The organism is Cognatilysobacter tabacisoli, assembly GCF_003586305.1.
GTDB lineage: Bacteria > Pseudomonadota > Gammaproteobacteria > Xanthomonadales > Xanthomonadaceae > Cognatilysobacter_A > Cognatilysobacter_A tabacisoli.
The window spans coordinates 1,030,986-1,047,229 of sequence record NZ_QXJI01000001.1 but is presented as its reverse complement, the minus strand read 5'-3'; the positions used below and the strand labels follow the sequence as shown (position 1 = coordinate 1,047,229).

The 16,244-nt window shown below is 72.6% G+C and carries 15 protein-coding genes; 10 read left to right on the top strand and 5 right to left on the bottom strand.

Features of this window, described 5'->3' with window-relative positions; all coding sequences use genetic code 11:
* Positions 1-34: 34 nt before the first annotated feature.
* On the top strand, positions 35-1,594 hold the full coding sequence (locus tag D3A60_RS09345; protein ID WP_119718401.1) for a protein adenylyltransferase SelO: 1,560 nt from the start codon (positions 35-37) through the stop codon (positions 1,592-1,594).
* A 127-nt stretch (positions 1,595-1,721) separates the two neighbouring features.
* Here the strand turns inward: D3A60_RS09345 and D3A60_RS09340 are convergent, their stop codons facing one another.
* Positions 1,722-3,797, bottom strand: coding sequence for a S8 family serine peptidase (locus D3A60_RS09340; protein ID WP_119718400.1), 2,076 nt, complete (start codon positions 3,795-3,797; stop codon positions 1,722-1,724).
* A 260-nt stretch (positions 3,798-4,057) separates the two neighbouring features.
* Complete coding sequence (locus D3A60_RS09335) at positions 4,058-4,780, bottom strand: hypothetical protein (RefSeq protein ID WP_119718399.1); 723 nt, start codon at positions 4,778-4,780, stop codon at positions 4,058-4,060.
* Positions 4,781-4,970: 190 nt separating this feature from the next.
* Here D3A60_RS09335 and D3A60_RS09330 point away from each other — a divergent pair, with 190 nt between their 5' ends.
* The 4 genes from D3A60_RS09330 to thpR all read left to right on the top strand — a co-directional run bounded on the left by D3A60_RS09330 (position 4,971) and on the right by thpR (position 8,653).
* Complete coding sequence (locus D3A60_RS09330) at positions 4,971-5,369, top strand: DUF1801 domain-containing protein (RefSeq protein ID WP_119718398.1); 399 nt, start codon at positions 4,971-4,973, stop codon at positions 5,367-5,369.
* Positions 5,370-5,502: 133 nt separating this feature from the next.
* Positions 5,503-7,398 (top strand): ATP-binding cassette domain-containing protein, encoded by a 1,896-nt coding sequence (locus tag D3A60_RS09325; protein ID WP_119718397.1) that lies wholly within the window; start codon positions 5,503-5,505, stop codon positions 7,396-7,398.
* Positions 7,399-7,530: 132 nt separating this feature from the next.
* The gene (locus D3A60_RS09320) at positions 7,531-8,097 is read left to right on the top strand and encodes an SRPBCC family protein (RefSeq protein WP_119718396.1); all 567 of its coding nucleotides are present in this window, start codon (positions 7,531-7,533) and stop codon (positions 8,095-8,097) included.
* Positions 8,098-8,104: 7 nt separating this feature from the next.
* Positions 8,105-8,653, top strand: a complete 549-nt coding sequence (thpR, locus tag D3A60_RS09315; RefSeq protein WP_119718395.1) for an RNA 2',3'-cyclic phosphodiesterase — start codon at positions 8,105-8,107, stop codon at positions 8,651-8,653.
* Here the strand turns inward: thpR and D3A60_RS09310 are convergent.
* Complete coding sequence (locus D3A60_RS09310; protein ID WP_119718394.1) at positions 8,620-8,919, bottom strand: hypothetical protein; 300 nt, start codon at positions 8,917-8,919, stop codon at positions 8,620-8,622. The two genes, thpR and D3A60_RS09310, sit on opposite strands and share 34 nt — an antisense overlap.
* A gap of 83 nt (positions 8,920-9,002) precedes the next feature.
* On the opposite strand from D3A60_RS09310, the gene D3A60_RS09305 reads away from it, so the two are divergent.
* The gene (locus tag D3A60_RS09305; protein ID WP_119718393.1) at positions 9,003-9,656 is read left to right on the top strand and encodes a YdeI/OmpD-associated family protein; all 654 of its coding nucleotides are present in this window, start codon (positions 9,003-9,005) and stop codon (positions 9,654-9,656) included.
* A 24-nt stretch (positions 9,657-9,680) separates the two neighbouring features.
* On the opposite strand, the gene D3A60_RS09300 is transcribed toward D3A60_RS09305, so the two are convergent.
* A complete protein-coding gene (locus tag D3A60_RS09300; RefSeq protein WP_119718392.1) occupies positions 9,681-10,526 on the bottom strand; it encodes a YbaY family lipoprotein in 846 nt (281 codons plus the stop codon).
* 62 nt (positions 10,527-10,588) lie between these two features.
* Positions 10,589-12,358, bottom strand: a complete 1,770-nt coding sequence (locus D3A60_RS09295; protein WP_407062779.1) for a M14 family metallopeptidase — start codon at positions 12,356-12,358, stop codon at positions 10,589-10,591.
* Positions 12,359-12,554: 196 nt separating this feature from the next.
* Here D3A60_RS09295 and D3A60_RS09290 point away from each other — a divergent pair, with 196 nt between their 5' ends.
* The 4 genes from D3A60_RS09290 to D3A60_RS09275 all read left to right on the top strand — a co-directional run bounded on the left by D3A60_RS09290 (position 12,555) and on the right by D3A60_RS09275 (position 16,233).
* Complete coding sequence (locus tag D3A60_RS09290) at positions 12,555-13,187, top strand: glutathione S-transferase family protein (protein WP_119718391.1); 633 nt, start codon at positions 12,555-12,557, stop codon at positions 13,185-13,187.
* Between the two features lie 93 nt (positions 13,188-13,280).
* Entirely contained in the window at positions 13,281-13,808 is a 528-nt protein-coding gene (locus tag D3A60_RS09285) for a hypothetical protein (protein ID WP_119718390.1), read from the top strand.
* A gap of 141 nt (positions 13,809-13,949) precedes the next feature.
* Positions 13,950-15,515 (top strand): POT-type proton-dependent oligopeptide transporter, encoded by a 1,566-nt coding sequence (locus D3A60_RS09280; RefSeq protein WP_119718389.1) that lies wholly within the window; start codon positions 13,950-13,952, stop codon positions 15,513-15,515.
* 115 nt (positions 15,516-15,630) lie between these two features.
* On the top strand, positions 15,631-16,233 hold the full coding sequence (locus tag D3A60_RS09275) for a rhomboid family intramembrane serine protease (RefSeq protein WP_119718388.1): 603 nt from the start codon (positions 15,631-15,633) through the stop codon (positions 16,231-16,233).
* Positions 16,234-16,244: the final 11 nt, after the last annotated feature.

The window sequence follows — 16,244 nt, the reverse complement described above, 5'->3', positions numbered from 1 at the left end:
CCCCCTGCGCACCCCGCTCGATCCCAAGGACCCGATGAACGCTCTCCGCTTCGACAACGCGCTGCTGCGCGACCTGCCCGGCGACCCGGTCACCGCGCCGGGCGTGCGCCAGGTGCACGGGGCGGTGTGGTCGGACGTGGCGCCGACGCCGGTCGCCGCGCCGCGGCTGCTTGCACATTCGGCCGAGATGGCCGCGCGGCTGGGCTTCAGCGAGGCCGACGTCGCGTCGCCGGCGTTCGCCGAGGTGTTCGGAGGCAACGCGCTGCTGCCCGGCATGCAGCCGTTCGCGACCAACTACGGCGGCCACCAGTTCGGCCACTGGGCCGGGCAGCTCGGCGACGGCCGCGCGATCTCGCTCGGCGAGGTGGTCAACGCCGCCGGCGAGCGCTGGGAGCTGCAGCTCAAGGGCGCCGGGCCGACGCCGTACTCCCGCACCGCCGACGGCCGCGCGGTGCTGCGCTCGTCGATCCGCGAGTTCCTCTGCAGCGAGGCGATGCACCACCTCGGCGTGCCGACCACGCGCGCGCTGAGCCTGGTCGCCACCGGCGAGCCGGTCGTGCGCGACATGTTCTACGACGGCCGCGCGCGGCCCGAGCCCGGGGCGATCGTCTGCCGCGTCGCGCCGTCGTTCATCCGCTTCGGCCACTTCGAGCTGCCGGCTTCGCGCGGCGACGTCGCGCTGCTGCGCCGGCTCGTCGACTTCTGCATCCGGCGCGATTTCCCGCACCTGTCCGGCGACGGCGAAGCGCTGTACGGCGCGTGGTTCGCCGAGGTCTGCGCGCGCACGGCGGTAATGGTGGCCCACTGGCAGCGGGTCGGATTCGTGCACGGGGTCATGAACACCGACAACCTGTCGATCCTCGGGCTGACGATCGACTACGGCCCGTACGGCTGGATCGACGACTACGACCCCGACTGGACGCCGAACACGACCGACGCCAACGGCCGCCGCTACCGCTTCGGCTGGCAGCCGAAGGTCGCGTACTGGAACCTGACCCGCCTCGCGCACGCGCTGTCGCCGCTGTTCGACGGGGTCGACGCGCTCAACGCCGGGCTGACGCGCTACATGGACGCGTACGCGGCGGCGGACCTCGATGCGACCGCGCGCAAGCTGGGGCTGGGCGAGGCCGGCGAAGCCGACGTCGAACTCATGCGCGAGCTGCAGCAGCTGCTGCACGCGGCCGAGGTCGACATGACGCTGTGGTTCCGCGCGCTGGCCGAAGTCGACCCGGACGCGCCATCGCTGGCGCCGCTGGCGCATGCGTTCTACGACGACGCCAAGCGCGATGCGCACGCGGCTTCGTTCGAGGCGTGGCTGGCGCAGTACGCGGCGCGCGTGCGCGCCGACGCGATGGAGCCGGCCGCACGCCGCGCGCGCATGCACGCGGCCAACCCGCGCTACGTGCTGCGCAACTACCTGGCGCAGCAGGCGATCGACCGCGCCGAGCAGGGCGACGCGTCCGGCGTCACCGAGCTGCTCGACGTCATGCGACGCCCGTACGACGACCAGCCCGGCCGGGAGGCGTTCGCGCAGCGGCGCCCGGACTGGGCGCGCACGAAGGCCGGCTGTTCGATGCTGTCGTGCAGCTCGTAGCGCCGCGCTGACAACAAGAAACAGGGCCGATGCGTCCTGCATCGGCCCTGCCAGGGGTGCCACGACGAGGGGACCCGCGTGGACGGTGTGCCCCGGGCGAACCCGGGGCGAGCTGCGCGCGGCGCCGTTACTGAGCGACCGTGGTCGTGGCGCGGGTGACCGTGCTGGTCAGCGTGTAGTTGGCCAGGACCGTCGCGTAGCCCTTGACCCGGTACGTGTAGGTACCCGGCTTGCTGACCGCGGCCTCGAGCACTTCGGGATTGGCGAGCGACGCGCCGCTGGCGATCTCGTTGCCGTCCGGGTCGACCAGCGAGAAGTCGATGTCGACGCCGCCGCTCCAGCCGAGCGTGGCGCGGATGCCGATCGCGTCGGCCGGCACCTCGAACGCGAACTCGTCGATCTCCAGGTTCTCGGCCGACGGGCCCATCGTGCCGGTGTACGTCGCGGTGGTCTCGGTGACCGTGGTGTTGGTCGGGTACAGCTGGCCTTCGGTCAGCGCGCCGTCGAAGTACATGCTGCCCTGCACGCCGCGCAGTTCGACCTTGTGCAGACCCTTGCCGAAGCCGCGCAGCGGGAAGCGCCCGGCGTTGTCGGCGCTGGCCGCGTAGTAGCTGATGCGGCCGACGTTCCTGCCGTCGACGTAGACGTCGGCCAGGCCGCCCTTGGCGTCGCGCGGGTACAGGATCTGCGCGGCGTCGCCCTCGAACGCCAGCGCCAGCACCGGTGCGGACTTCTTGGTCACCGAGGCCTTGCGGTAGGCGCCGTCGGTCGCGGTCGCGCTGCTGACGGTCGACCAGTTGCCGGTGTAGCTGATCAGGGCGTTGCCGTCGGCGGCGCTGTTCCAGCGGCCCTGGCTCGACCAGCGGGTCACGCCCTGCAGGAACTCGGCGCGCGTGCCCGGCGTGCGCGACGCCAGGTCGACGGCCTCGACCATGTCGATGTAGCCGCCACCCTGCACGTGGTACGGCAGGCCCATGTCGTTGGCCGTGCGCATCAGGATGTCCTCGATCTGGTCGGGGGACAGGTCCGGATTGGCTTCCAGCAACACCGCGGCGGCGCCGGCGACGAACGGCGTCGCCATCGAGGTGCCGCTGAGGCTGGCGTAGTACAGCGAGTAGCTCGGGTCGGTGGCGTCGACCACCGGGCCGGTCAGCGGCAGCGGGGTGTTCGGTGCGCGCGCGGAGATGATGCTCGAGCCCGGCGCGACCACGTCGATGTGCTTGTAGAAGTCGCCGGCGACGCCGCGGCTGGAGAAGCTCGACAGCCCGCCGGTCTTGGTGCCGGAGCCGACGTTGATGACCCACGGCACGATCGCGTACGGGTTCAGCGTGTCGTCGGCCGGGCCGTCGTTGCCGGCGGCGAACGTCACCACGATGCCGCGCTTGTAAGCCTCGTAGCTCGCCTTGTTGATGGGGTTGTTCGGGTCGTAGACGCTGACCGAACTGCCCCACGAGTTGGTGATGATGTTGATGCCGTACTGGTCGCGGTTGGCCAGCGAGTAGTCGAAAGCCTCCAGCGCGAACAGGATGCTGATCGCCTCGCCGACGCCGAGGCCGACGAGCTTCGAGCCCGGCGCGTTGCCGTCGTGGTAGTTCGGACGGCGCGGGTCGTTGGCCGAGGCCGCGCCGGTGCCGCCGACGGTGCCCGCGACGTGGGTGCCGTGGCCGCTGCTGGTGTCGGTGTTGGGCACGTTCTCCTGGTACAGCGTGGTGCCGGCCAGGCCCAGGTCGCCGACGACCTTGACGTTCTGGATGACCTTGGTGCCCATCGGCAGGTCGGGGTGAGTCGCGTCGACGCCGGAGTCGATCACCGAGATCGTCGAGCCCTTGCCGGTCAGGCCGATGAAGTCCTGCACCTTGTGGGCGCCGGTGTACTCGCCCGCCCCGTAGTTGAAGTACTTCAGCGGCGCGTTGAAGTAGATGCTCTCCACGCCCGGCCACGCGGCGACCTGGCGGATCTGCGACGAGGTCAGCGTGGCGCCGACCATCGGCAGCACCTTCAGCGGCACCAGGTCGTGGGTCAGCGTCGACAGCTTGCTGGCCTGCGACTTGTCGCTGAACGTGACGATGACCTGGTGCGCGGGGTACAGCGCCATGCGCTTCTGCAGGTCGGGCGAGATCAGCGCATCGGCACTGGCGGAGCCGGCGAACGAGAGCCCGGCGGCGATCGCGAGGGCAAGGGCGGTGCGGTGGCGGGCGGTCATGGCGGCGCTCCGGTGGAAGGATGCCGTCGACTCTCCGCCGGTCCCGCCGCCCGGGGCATCCGGCAAAACCCCCGCGCGGGCAGGGGAGAACCCTCACGCGGTAGGCGTCCGCCGTGTCGTTGCGGCCCCCACCCCAGCCCGCTCCCGCCGGCGGGAGCGGGCGGGAGCGGGGGAGCATGTTGGGGTGACCGGGCGACGGCCGGTTGCCCACGCGCAGCGTGCTCCGCGAGGCAGGCGCCAGTGGGTCGGGCGTGCAGGCGTCAGCGCTGGCCGTCGACTAGGAAGGCCAGCCCGTCGGCATGCGAGGCCACGGCCGTGCCGGGGGCGCACGGCGCCGACGCCGGGGCGCCCTCGGCGTAGCGCGCCCCGTGCTGGTAGGCCAGCCACCAGCCGTCGCCGAGCGCGCGGAAGCGGAACGCGTCGCCCGGCGGCGCCAGCGGCACGGCGTCGCCGGCGTGGACCAGCGCGCGGCTGGTGCCGGTGCCGCCGCCGAACGGGCGCCCGAGCCACAGCCACGGCTGGTCGGGGCCGCACGGGTGCCGGCGGGTGTCGACGATCCAGCCGCCGACCCGGCGACGCGCGTCGCTGTCCGCGGCGCGGCGTTCGGCCGCCAGCGCGGGCGCGCTGAAGCGCATCGCCAACCGCACGCCGGCGTCGCTTTCGCCCCACTGCAGCGCCAGCGTCGCCACCACGGCCGCGGTCGTCAGCAGCGCCAGCGCGCGCATCGGCCGGACCGGGCGACGGCGTGCGGCGAGCGCGGCGATCGCGACGCCCGCTTCGAACAGCCCCCACGCCAGCAGCACGAAGCGCAGGTAGTACAGCGCATCAAACAGCCACAGCCGATGGTCGAGGTCGAGCGCCCACGGCGTGAACACCGAGCCGGCCCAGGCCCAGCCGAGGGTGACGGCCAGCAGCAGCGCGCAGCGCGCGGGCGAGGGACGGACGCGGGGGTGGTTGGGGCGGGCGGCGGGGACGGTCGTCATGGCGGCAGTCTCGCCCGCGGCTGCGCCGGTGCGAAAGCCCCGTGCAGGCGCGGGGCCGTGGAGCCGGTCGGCATGCCCCACGGCGGGGCTCGCGCGATGTGCCGGGCTTGCGCACCGGCGGTGGAGGCCCGCGCTGCGCAGCGTTGGGCCGTTACGCTGGGTGTCCCCACGCCGTGCTCCTCCAGATCGCATGAGCCGCAACACGCCGCGCCCGGCCGCGACCACCGTCGACGACTTCGTCGCCGGGCTCGACCACCCGCTGAAGGACGCCATCGTCGCGCTGCGGTCGCTGGTGTTCGGCGTCGATCCGGCGATCGGCGAGGAGATCAAGTGGAACGCGCCGAGCTTCCGCACCTCGGAGCACTTCGCGACGATGCACCTGCGCGCGCCCGACGTGGTGCAGCTGATCCTGCACCTGGGCGCGCGGCGCGGCCGCACGATTCCGGCGGGCGCGATCGCCGACCCGCACCGCCTGCTGGTGTGGCTCGGCCCCGATCGCGCTTCGCTGAGCGTTCGCGGGGCCGAGGAGCTCGCGGCGCGACGCGACGCGATGGCCACGATCCTGCGGCAGTGGATCGCCCACGTGTAGCGCGCTTGCGGCCTCCCGAGCCGCGCCCGCGTGGCACCCCGGCGTCGCATCCAGACGCGTTTTCCGGCGCTTCACTATCGATCCGCCCAGAACGCGCCGCGGCCGGGCGGCAGCGACCCCGTAGAATGTCCGGATGTCCCTGATCACATTGAACAACGTCGACTACGGCGTCGGCGGCCCGTTGCTGCTGGCCGACGTCACCCTGTCGATCGACGCCGGCGAGCGCATCGCGTTGATCGGCCGCAACGGCGCCGGCAAGTCGACCCTGCTGCGCCTGATCGACGGCGAGATCCACCCCGACGACGGCCGCATCGTCGTCGAGGGCGGGGTGCGCGTGGCGCGGCTGGAGCAGGAAGTGCCCGGCGACGCCGGCGGCGACGTCTGGGACGTGGTGGCCGCCGGCCTCGGCGAGCTCGGCGGCTGGCTGGCCGAGTACCACCACCTGATCCACGCCGACGAGTTCGACGCCGACCGCCTCGCCGAGGTGCAGGCGAAGATCGAGGCCGCGCAGGGCTGGTCGCTGGACCTGCGCGTGACCGAAACGCTGACCCGGCTCGGCCTCGACGGCGACGCGGCGTTCGGCGGCCTGTCCGGCGGCATGAAGCGCCGCGTGCTGCTGGCGCGCGCGCTGGTGTCGGCGCCGGACGTGCTGCTGCTCGACGAGCCGACCAACCACCTCGACATCGAGGCGATCGACTGGCTCGAGACGTTCCTGAAGGGCTGGAGCGGGGCGCTGGTGTTCGTCACCCACGATCGCCGGTTCCTGCGCGCGCTCGCCACCCGCATCGTCGAGATCGACCGCGGCCAGGTGACCAGCTGGCCGGGCGACTGGGCCAACTACGAGCGCCGCCGCGAGGAGCGCCTCAACGCGCAGGCGCAGGAAAACGCCCGCTTCGACAAGCTGCTGGCGCAGGAAGAAGTGTGGATCCGGCAGGGCATCAAGGCCCGCCGCACCCGCGACGAAGGCCGCGTGCGCCGGCTCAAGGCGATGCGCAGCGAGCGCTCGCAGCGCCGCGAGCTGACCGGCAACGTGCGCATGGAAGTCGCGCAGGGCGAGGCGTCGGGCAAGAAGGTGATTGAGGCCAAGGGCGTGTCGTTCGCGTACCCGGGCCGCGCGCCGATGCTGCGCGACCTCGACACCGTGGTGCTGCGCGGCGACCGCATCGGCCTGATCGGCCCCAACGGCAGCGGCAAGACCACGCTGCTGAAGGTGCTGCTCGGTGAGCTGGCGCCGACCGCCGGCGAGATGCGGCTGGGCAGCAACCTGCAGGTCGCGTACTTCGACCAGTACCGCGCCACGCTGCGCGAGGACTGGAACGCGCTGGAGAACGTCGCCGAGGGCCGCGAGTCGGTCGAGATCAACGGCAAGCACAAGCACGTGATCGGCTACCTGCAGGACTTCCTGTTCACCCCCGAACGCGCGCGCGCGCCGATCACCCGGCTGTCCGGCGGCGAGCGCAACCGGCTGCTGCTGGCCAAGCTGTTCGCGCAGCCGTCGAACCTGCTGGTGATGGATGAGCCGACCAACGACCTCGACGTCGAGACGCTGGAGCTGCTCGAGGAGCTGCTGGCCGATTACCCGGGCACGCTGCTGCTGGTCAGCCACGACCGCGACTTCCTCGACAACGTGGTGACCTCGACCCTGGTGATGGAAGGCGACGGCCGCGTCGGCGAGTACGTCGGCGGCTACACCGACTGGCTACGCCAGCGGCCCGTGGTCTCGGCGCCGGTCGCGCCGGGCGCGCGCTCGATGCCGGTCAGCGCCGCGCACGTCGCCGCAGCAGTCACGCCGCCGTCGCCCGCGCCGGCCAAGCGCAAGCTCGGCTACAAGGAATCGCGTGAACTCGAGCAGTTGCCGGCGCGGATCGAAGCGTTGGAGGGCGAGGTCGCCGCGCTGACCGCGCGCATGAACGACCCGGCCTTCTACCACCAGGACGCGACCGCGATGAGCGCGCACACCGCGCGGCTGGCCGCCGTGCAGGCCGACCTCGACGCCGCGTACGCGCGCTGGAGCGAGCTCGACGCCTGAGTCGCGTGCGCCGCGGGGCGGGCTCGCCCGGGCGCCGGATCGCGGGGCAGCGGGCCGCGGCGCACTTGCCGGCACGCGGCGCCGGCGCGTTAATCGGCGGCGCGGCGATCGGCCGCCTGCCGGTCCGCCGCGATGACGACACCCACGCCCCCCGTACGCCTGCGCGCGCTCCGCGCGCTGGCCCTCGTCGCGTTCGCCTGCGCCGCCACCGCCGCGCCCGCCGCGGTCAAGGACGCCACGCCGGCCGGCTTCACGATCGAGAACAGCGTCGTTGTGCCGGTCGATGCCGACGCCGCGTGGCGCGGGCTGGTCGGCGAGATCGACCGCTGGTGGCCGCGCGACCACACCTGGTGGGGCGCGGACTCGACCCTGTCGATCGAGCCGCGCGCCGGAGGCTGCCTGTGCGAGAAGGCAGGCGCACGCGAGGCCTGGCACATGAGCGTGACCCATGTCGATCCCGGCGCGCTGCTGCGCATGACCGGCGGGCTGGGGCCGCTGCAGGGCATGGGCGTGCACGGCGCGCTCGAGTGGCGCTTCGCCGCGGCAGAAGGCGGCACCCGGATCACGCTGCACTACCGCGTCGGCGGCTACACGCCGGACGACCTGTCGAAGTTCGCGCCGGTGGTCGACCGCGTGCAGGCGCAGCAGCTGGGCGCGTTGGCGACGCACCTCGGCGCGGCGCGCCCGCCAAAGCCCTGAGCCGCACGTGATCGAGGGGTCGGCCCGTGATGCGGCGCGCCTGTTCTTCGCGCTGCGGCCCGACGACGCCACGCGCGCCGCGCTGGCCGAATGCGCCGAGGATTTCCGCAGGCGTGCCGCGCTCGACGGCCGGCCGGTGCCGGCATCGCGGCTGCACCTGACGCTGGTGTTCCTCGGCGCGACCACCGGTGCCGAGGATCCGCTCGAGCGCGCGGCCCGCACGGCCGGCGACGCCGTCCGCGCCGCGCCGTTCGAGCTCGTGCTCGACGCCGGCGGCGCGTTCCCCGGCGCGCGCGTGGGCTGGCTGGGCGCGTCGACCGTGCCCGCGGCGCTGCGACAGCTGCGGGCCGCGGTGGTCGGGTCGCTCGAAGCCGCTGGCGTGGTTCCGCCGCGGGCGGCGGACTTCCGGCCGCACGTTACCGTGCAGCGCGACCTGCGGCGGCTGCCGGACGCAATTGCGCTGCCGCCGCTGCGCTGGGCCGTCGACGGCTTCGCGCTGCTGCGCAGCGAGCCCGGCCGCGGCTACGCCTGCGTCGCGAGCTGGCCGCTGGCCTGATCGCGGATGTCGAAGCCCGGGTCCTCGTCGAGCGATCCGTCGAGCTTCAGCACCGCGAAGCTGCGGCGGTCCCCGTCGAACACCACCGGCACCGGGTCCTGGAACGGCCGGCGCCGCACGAACTTCAGCTCCCACCCGAACCGCTCGAGCTCGTGCAGCGTCATCTCCTGCGCCTCGTTGAGCTGCGCGCGCCACAGCGCCGTCGGCTTGCGCTGCCCATCGCGCCGTTCGGCGCCGCTGCCGGCCGCCCCTGTCCGCTGGTCCATCCGTCGCTCTCCGTGGTGTCTCCCGTGCTCAACGCGGAAATCGCGGCAGACTGGCCGCCGACGCCGCCCCCGGAGGACCCGCGATGCCGCCCGTGACCGACCCGCGCGTGGACGCGTACATCGAGCGCGCCGCCCCGTTCGCACAGCCGATCCTGCGTGAGCTTCGCGAGCGCGTGCACCGCGCCTGCCCGGACGTCGAGGAAACGCTGAAGTGGGCCATGCCGAGCTTCACCTACCGCGGCAGGATCCTGTGCTCGATGGCCGCGTTCAAACAGCACGCCACGTTCGGGTTCTGGCACGGCGACCGCGTCGTCGGCGGGCGCGGCACGGAGGCATCGCCGAGCGCGGCGCCGGCGGCCGGCGGGCAGCCGGACGGCGCCACGGCGATGGGCCAGTTCGGCCGCCTGACCGCGCTCGCCGACCTGCCGGGCAAGCGGGAGATGGCCGGCTACGTGCGCGAGGCGATGCGCCTGATCGACAGCGGCGCGCCCGCGCGCGCGACGCGCGCCTCCGCCACGAAGGCCGCGCTGCCGGTGCCCGACGACCTTGCCGCCGCGCTGCGCGGCAACCCGATGGCGCAGGCGACGTTCGAGGCATTCGCGCCGAGCCACCGGCGCGAGTACGTCGAATGGATCGTCGAGGCCAAGCGCGAGGACACCCGCCAGCGCCGCATCGCGCAGGCGGTCGAATGGCTCGCCGACGGCAAGCCGCGGCACTGGAAGTACCAGAAGCGCTGAGCGGCCCGCGCCCAGCGGCGCGCACTACGGATCGAGGAAGCGTCCGCAGCCCCGGTACTGCCGGCCGCCGACGGTCAGGGTGGCGGTGGCCGGGAACGCCTCGCCGCTTATGCCGTCGCTGCACGCCGTGCGCTCGATCAGCAGCGCCACGTCCATCCCGTCCGCGGTGCGACCGGTGTAGCGGTCGCCCTGCGGCGTGGCGCGCGCGACGTCGACGATGCGCTCGCCGTAGTCCAGCTCCGCGTGCAGCGACGGCGCGTCGCCGCGCCCGACCTCGACCAGCCAGCCCGGCTCCTGGCCGATGCCGCGGAACGCCACGCCGCGCGCCCTGGCCGCGTCCCACGGCGAAGGGCGCGCGGCCGGCGCGGCGTCGCTGGAGGCCACGCGCCTGAGCAGCAGCTCGACCGGCGCCGCGCTGCCGGGCGTGACCGCGACGCGCGTGTCGGTGACGAAGGCCAGCCGGCCGTCCGGGGCGCGCAGGCTGGCGTGCAGGCCGTAGTCGCCGCCGGGCCGCAGCTTGGCCGGATCGAACGGCAGCACGAACGCATACGGCGGGCCGCTCGCGTCGTCCAAGCGGCGCTCGGCGACCACCGCCGCCGGCGTGTCGGCGAGCCGGGTGTCGATCAGCTGCACCGTCAGCGCGGTGCCGGGCGGCATCCGCATGCGCTCGCGGTAGGTGGCAGTGCCGCGGATGTCGGAAACGCCGGTGTCGGTGGCCGGCGCCGCGGGCGAACCCGGCCCGGCCTCAGCAGCCTCGCCGGGAGGCGCGTCGGCAGGCGGGTTCGCGGCCGGCTGGCAGGCGGCGAGGGCGAACGTCGCGGCCACGGCGGCGGCGACGGCAACGGACCTCTGGAGCAGGGTGCGGCGCATGGCGGAACCTCGGCGGGGGACCGGCGCCAAGGATAGCGTCGGCCCCGCTGCGCGCCCGGCGGTCAGGGCGACGTGTCGGTGCGCAGCACCGGATACAGGTTGTAGCGCTCGTCCCAGGCCGAGTGCAGGCGGTAGAAGAAGTCCAGGCGGGCCTGCGGGTCCCTGGCGAACGCGGCGTCGTCGCGCACGCGCTGCTCGAAGCGCGCCTTCAGCGTCGGGTCGCGCGCCAGCATCCCGCGGGCGACCTCCTCGGCGACGTAGTCCTCCATGTACTCCTTGCGCTCGAACGCGTTGTTGAACGCGCCCCAGCCGACCAGCGAATCGGGCGCCTGCGGCTCCAGCAGGGCGACGACCAGCCGCGCCTTCGGCTGGGCGATCGGCACGAACAGCGCCCCGGCGCCGACGTCGTGCGTCTCCGCCTGCCAGCCGCCGGTCACCGTCGCGCGCTGGTGGCCCTCGACGGACTGCGCGCCTAAGCTCGCCGACTCGGCGCGGAACGCCTGCACCGCGGCGTCGTCCAGCGGCGAGGCAATCCGGCGGTACGAGACGCCGTGCTGGTCGAGCTTGGTGGCGACCATCGCCGCGTGCGCGGCCGGCACCAGGTAGCCGGCCTTCGGCGCGTCGACGACGCGGCCGGGCACGATCTCGTCGCGCAGCGGCACCTTCCACAGTTCGGGCTTGCTCTCGTCGTAGCGCGTCATCAGCGCGCCGGACACGTCCGACGGCGTGCGCGTGTAGGCATAGCCGCGGTAGTCGATCGTGCGCACGCGGTCCGTCGCCTTGTAGTCGAGCGGCACCGGCTTGCCGCCGAGCGCGGCGGCGCGCGCGTCGGCCTCGCGCGTGGCGCGCAGCCACTGCGGCCCGTGCCTGGCGACGAGGCCCAGCACTGCGACCACGGTGTTGCGCGTCGCCCGCACGCGGTGCGGGTACGGCCGCCACGAGTGCGTTTCGACCAGCATGCCGAGGCGGTTGCGGGTGGCGACGTACGACTGCGAGAAGCGCGGCGCCGACACGCCGTCCTCGAAGCCCGAGGTCGGGTCGTCGGTGCGCACGAAGGACGGGTAGAACGGCAGCGGCAGCGAGCCCTGCCTGGCCAGCGCGGCGATGGTGCCGTCGCGCAGCGTCCTGCCGGCCGCGCGCAGGCCCTCGTCGAAGCCGTGGAACGGCTCGACCTGGATGGAGATGTCGTGCTCGAACTTGGCGCCGTTGGTCACGTGCAGGTCGATGTACGCCAGCGGGTCCCACGCGTTGAGGACGCCGAGCATGGCCTGCATCTCGGCGCTGTCGGCCTTGGCGTAGTCGCGGTTGAGGTTGTAGTTCTGCGCCGTCGTCCGCCAGCCCATCTGCTCGGGGCCACGCTGGTTGGGGCGGTTCCACGCGCCGAAGCGCTCGTGGCCGTCGACGTTGAACACCGGCACGAACAGCCACACCTGGCGGTCGAGCGCGCCGCGCGCGGCGGTGCCGTCGAGCACCTCGCGCAGCGCGAGGAAGCCGGCGTCCTTGCCGTCGATCTCGCCGGCGTGGATGCCGCCCTGCATCAGCGTAACCGGCAGGCCCTTGGCGCGCGCGGCTTCCGGCGTGAACGCGCCGGTGCGGGTCGCGACGAGCAGCTTCATCGGCCGGCCCTCGGGCGTGGTGCCGAAGGTCTCGCAGCGCACGGCGTCGGGGTAGCGGGCGGCGAACGCGTCGCACAGCGCGATGACCTCTTCATAGCGGCCGGTGCGCACGAAGCCGCTGCGTTCGGCCTCGGTGGTCAGCGGGGCGTCGGCGGCGCGCGCGGTGGCCGGCAGCACAGCAAGCACGGCGACGGCGAGCGCAAGCGCAGCGGGCACGAGGGCAGCGCGCGGCACGCGCATCGGCGAAGCGGTCATCGGGTCTTCCTGCAATCGACAGGGCACCGATGGTAGCCGAGCCCCTGCGCGCCATTGCCGCCCCACGCGTCACGCTGGGTTGCGGATTGCGGCCATTGGGCCGGCGGTCGCGATCTGGCATCGTGGCGGCCCCGCCGACCGCCTACGGATCGACCGCATGCACACCCTGTACTACGCCCCCGGCGCCGCCAGCCTGCTCGTGCACTGGCTGCTGATCGAGCTCGACGTGCCGCACGCGCTGCACAAGGTCGATACCGCCGCGCGTGAGCAGAAAAGCGCCGCGTACCTGGCGCTGAACCCGAACGGCGTGGTGCCGACGCTGGTCGTCGACGGCCAGCCGCGCTTCGAGGCCGCGGCGCTGGCGATGATGCTGACCGAGTCGCATCCGGACGCGGGGCTGGCGCCCGCCGTCGACGACCCGCGGCGCGGCGAGTTTCTGCAGTGGATGTTCCACCTGGCCAATGTGGTGCAGCCGCTGTTCCGGATCTGGTGGTACCCGGGCGAAGCGGCCGGCGACGCGCAGGCCGACGCCGCGCGCGAGCACGTGCGCCCGCGCATCGAGGCGGCGTGGGACCGGCTCGACGCGCACCTGGCCGCGCACGGCCCGCACCTGCTCGGCGAGCGCCTGAGCGGCGCGGACTTCTACCTGGTCATGCTGATGCGCTGGTCGCGCGGCATGCCGAAGCCGGCGCACGAATGGACGCACCTGGGCGCGCTGGCGCAGCGGCTGAAGGCGCGGCCGTCGTTCAAGACGCTGTACGAGCGCGAAGGCCTGACCGAGTGGGCCTGAGCGGCTGAGCACGGCGCGCAGCGCGCCGTCGCCCTGCAGCCGCGCGCCACGACGGCTATGCTGCGGGCGTCACGGAAGAACCACGGTGCACACATGGAGTGGGATGCGTTCCTGGTGCTGCAGCAGGCCCTGATCCTGCTGACGATCGCCAGCCAGATCTGGATCGCGGTGCGGATCATCGCGCGCTCGAGCGGCGCCGAGCAGTACGTGCGGCTGATGGCGTTCTGCACCGGGCTGCTGGCGTTCCTGGTGATGCGCCCGCTGCAGCTGACGTTCGCCGACCTGATGCTGGCCGCGCGCGGGCAGGGCAGTACCGTCGACGTGGTGCTGATCGGCGGCGTGCTGCCGTTCCTGGTCGGCGTGCTGGTGTCGGAGGCGACGATCCTCGCGCTTCGGCTCGGCGAGCCGGTGTGGATCCGCCTGATGCTGATGGTCGCCGCGTTCACCCTGTCGCAGGCCGCCTACACCAACTTCGTCGCGCTCTCGACCGAGGGCGCACGGCTCGACCGCGCGTTCATCCCGAACCTCTGCTACGCCGCGGCCGTCGGCCTGTGGCTGACGTTCCGCTACCGCGAGCCGGCCAGCCGCGCGCCGGCCAGCCGCGCGCCGGCCGCGCCCTGACCGCCGGCTGGATGTAGTGAGCGCCGCGCCACGGCGCTGCAGCCCGTGCGGCGGCGCACGGCCGGTCCGCCCCAGTCCATAAAGCCGCGCACGCGGTCGATCGGGTAGGCTTGCGGCTTTGCACCCGCAGGACCGCCAACGATGACGACCACCGCCGCCGCGACCGCCGCCGGCCAGGGCCCGATGCCCCGGCAGATCCCCTACATCATCGGCAACGAGGCCTGCGAGCGGTTCAGTTTCTACGGGATGCGCAACATCCTGGTGCCGTTCCTGATCACCAGCGTGATCCTGTCGATGGCGCCGGAGGCCGAGCGCCAGGGCATCGCCAAGGACGTGTTCCACACCTTCGTGATCGGCGTGTACTTCTTCCCGCTGCTCGGCGGGTGGATCTCCGACCGGTTCTTCGGCAAGTACAACACCATCTTCTGGCTGTCGATCGTCTACGTGATCGGCCATGCGTTCCTGGCGATCTTCGAGGACAACCGCACCGGCTTCTACACCGGCCTGTTCCTGATCGCGCTGGGCTCGGGCGGCATCAAACCGCTGGTCTCGGCGTTCGTCGGCGACCAGTTCGACAAGTCGAACGAGCAGAAGGCCAAGGTCGTCTACGACGCGTTCTACTGGACGATCAATTTCGGCAGCTTCTTCGCGTCGCTGCTGATGCCGGTGTTCCTGAAGAACTACGGCCCGTCGGTGGCGTTCGGCATCCCCGGCCTGCTGATGTTCATCGCGCTGGTGATCTTCTGGGCCGGCCGCCGCAAGTACGTGCACCTGCCGCCGTCGCCGCCGAACCCGCATTCGTTCCTCAACGTCTCGCGCAGCGCGCTGCTCGCGCAGCGGCCGGGCGCCGGGCGTCCCGGCCTGTGGGTCGCCGCGCTCGGCATCGTGCTGTCGCTGGTGGCGTTCGGGTTCATCGGCAAGCTCGGCTTCGTGTCGGCGTTCTGCCTGGCGATCGTGTTCCTGCTGGCGTTCGGCGGCCTGGGCACGTCGATGCAGCTCGAGCGCGCGCGCGGCCTGCACCCGGACGAAGCCGTCGACGGCGTGCGCGCAGTGCTGCGGATCCTGATCGTGTTCGCGCTGGTCACGCCGTTCTGGTCGCTGTTCGACCAGAAGGCCTCGACCTGGGTGCTGCAGGGCGAGCTGATGACCAAGCCCTCGTGGTTCCAGTCGGCGCAGATGCAGGCGCTGAACCCGGCGCTGGTGATGCTGATCATCCCGTTCAACAACCTGGTGCTGTACCCGGCGCTGCGGCGCATGGGCTTCCAGCCGACCGCGCTGCGCCGCATGGGCGCGGGCATCGCGTTCTCGGGGCTGGCGTGGATCGTCGCGGGAATGCTGCAGCTGGCGATCGACGGCGGCGACCCGGTGACGATCGTCTGGCAGGTGCTGCCGTACGCGCTGCTGACCTTCGGCGAGGTGCTGGTGTCGGCGACCGGTCTCGAGTTCGCCTACAGCCAGGCGCCGCCGTCGATGAAGGGCAGCATCATGAGCTTCTGGATGCTGTCGGTGACGATCGGCAACCTGTGGGTGCTGCTGAGCAACGCCGCGGTACGCAACGAGGTGGTCACGTCGCAGATCGGCCTGACCGGACTGAGCGAGACCGCGTTCCTGATGTTCTTCTTCGCCGGCTTCGCGCTGCTGGCGGCGCTGGTGTTCGCGCTGTACGCGCGGCGCTACCCGATGCAGGACCACTACCGGCCGGCGTGATCGCAGCCACGAGACCCGACGACCTGCGCGCCGCGCCTGATGGCGCGGCGCCGGTCGGCATCCGCGCGCCGGCTCGCCTGCCGCGCGCCAACGCACGACCCGGAGAGCCTGCCGCATGCTGACCTACGCCCTGATCGCGATCACCGTGCTGGTGTCGTGGCTGGCCTTCGAGCGGCCGCGCCTGCTCGATCGCCTGATCCTGTGGCCGCCCGCGATCGACCGGAAGAAGCAGTTCGACCGGCTGCTGACGCACGGCTTCATCCATGCCGACTGGCAGCACCTGCTGTTCAACATGATCACGCTGTTCTTCTTCGGCCGGTTCGCCGAGCAGGTGATCACCGAGCTGATCGGGCCGATCGGCTTCATCGCGTTCTACCTGTCGGCGATCGTGATCGCGATCCTGCCCACCTACCTGCGCCATCGGCACGATGCGCGCTACCGGAGCCTGGGCGCCTCCGGTGCGGTGTCGGCGGTGCTGTTCGCCTTCATCCTGATCAACCCGTGGTCGCTGATCTTCATCTTCTTCCTGCCGGTGCCGGCGATCCTCTACGGCGTGTTCTATGTCGGCTATTCGTTCTGGATGGACCGCAAGGGCACGGACAACACCAACCACAGCGCGCACCTGTCGGGCGCGATCTACGGTGTGCTGTTCATGCTGCTGATGGAGCCGCGCATCGCCGGCGTGTTCCTGCAGCGGCTGATGTCGCCGTCGTTCTGACGACGGCCGGG

Excerpts from the sequence above, each read along its gene's own strand:
- D3A60_RS09310 (WP_119718394.1), bottom strand. The coding sequence starts at position 8,919 with ATGGACCAGCGGACAGGGGCGGCCGGCAGCGGCGCCGAACGGCGCGAT.
- D3A60_RS09335 (WP_119718399.1), bottom strand. The coding sequence starts at position 4,780 with ATGACGACCGTCCCCGCCGCCCGCCCCAACCACCCCCGCGTCCGTCCC.
- D3A60_RS09280 (WP_119718389.1), top strand. The coding sequence starts at position 13,950 with ATGACGACCACCGCCGCCGCGACCGCCGCCGGCCAGGGCCCGATGCCC.
- D3A60_RS09325 (WP_119718397.1), top strand. The coding sequence starts at position 5,503 with ATGTCCCTGATCACATTGAACAACGTCGACTACGGCGTCGGCGGCCCG.
- D3A60_RS09305 (WP_119718393.1), top strand. The coding sequence starts at position 9,003 with ATGCCGCCCGTGACCGACCCGCGCGTGGACGCGTACATCGAGCGCGCC.
- D3A60_RS09285 (WP_119718390.1), top strand. The coding sequence starts at position 13,281 with ATGGAGTGGGATGCGTTCCTGGTGCTGCAGCAGGCCCTGATCCTGCTG.
- D3A60_RS09275 (WP_119718388.1), top strand. The coding sequence starts at position 15,631 with ATGCTGACCTACGCCCTGATCGCGATCACCGTGCTGGTGTCGTGGCTG.
- D3A60_RS09290 (WP_119718391.1), top strand. The coding sequence starts at position 12,555 with ATGCACACCCTGTACTACGCCCCCGGCGCCGCCAGCCTGCTCGTGCAC.
- D3A60_RS09330 (WP_119718398.1), top strand. The coding sequence starts at position 4,971 with ATGAGCCGCAACACGCCGCGCCCGGCCGCGACCACCGTCGACGACTTC.
- D3A60_RS09320 (WP_119718396.1), top strand. The coding sequence starts at position 7,531 with ATGACGACACCCACGCCCCCCGTACGCCTGCGCGCGCTCCGCGCGCTG.
- D3A60_RS09345 (WP_119718401.1), top strand. The coding sequence starts at position 35 with ATGAACGCTCTCCGCTTCGACAACGCGCTGCTGCGCGACCTGCCCGGC.
- D3A60_RS09340 (WP_119718400.1), bottom strand. The coding sequence starts at position 3,797 with ATGACCGCCCGCCACCGCACCGCCCTTGCCCTCGCGATCGCCGCCGGG.
- D3A60_RS09300 (WP_119718392.1), bottom strand. The coding sequence starts at position 10,526 with ATGCGCCGCACCCTGCTCCAGAGGTCCGTTGCCGTCGCCGCCGCCGTG.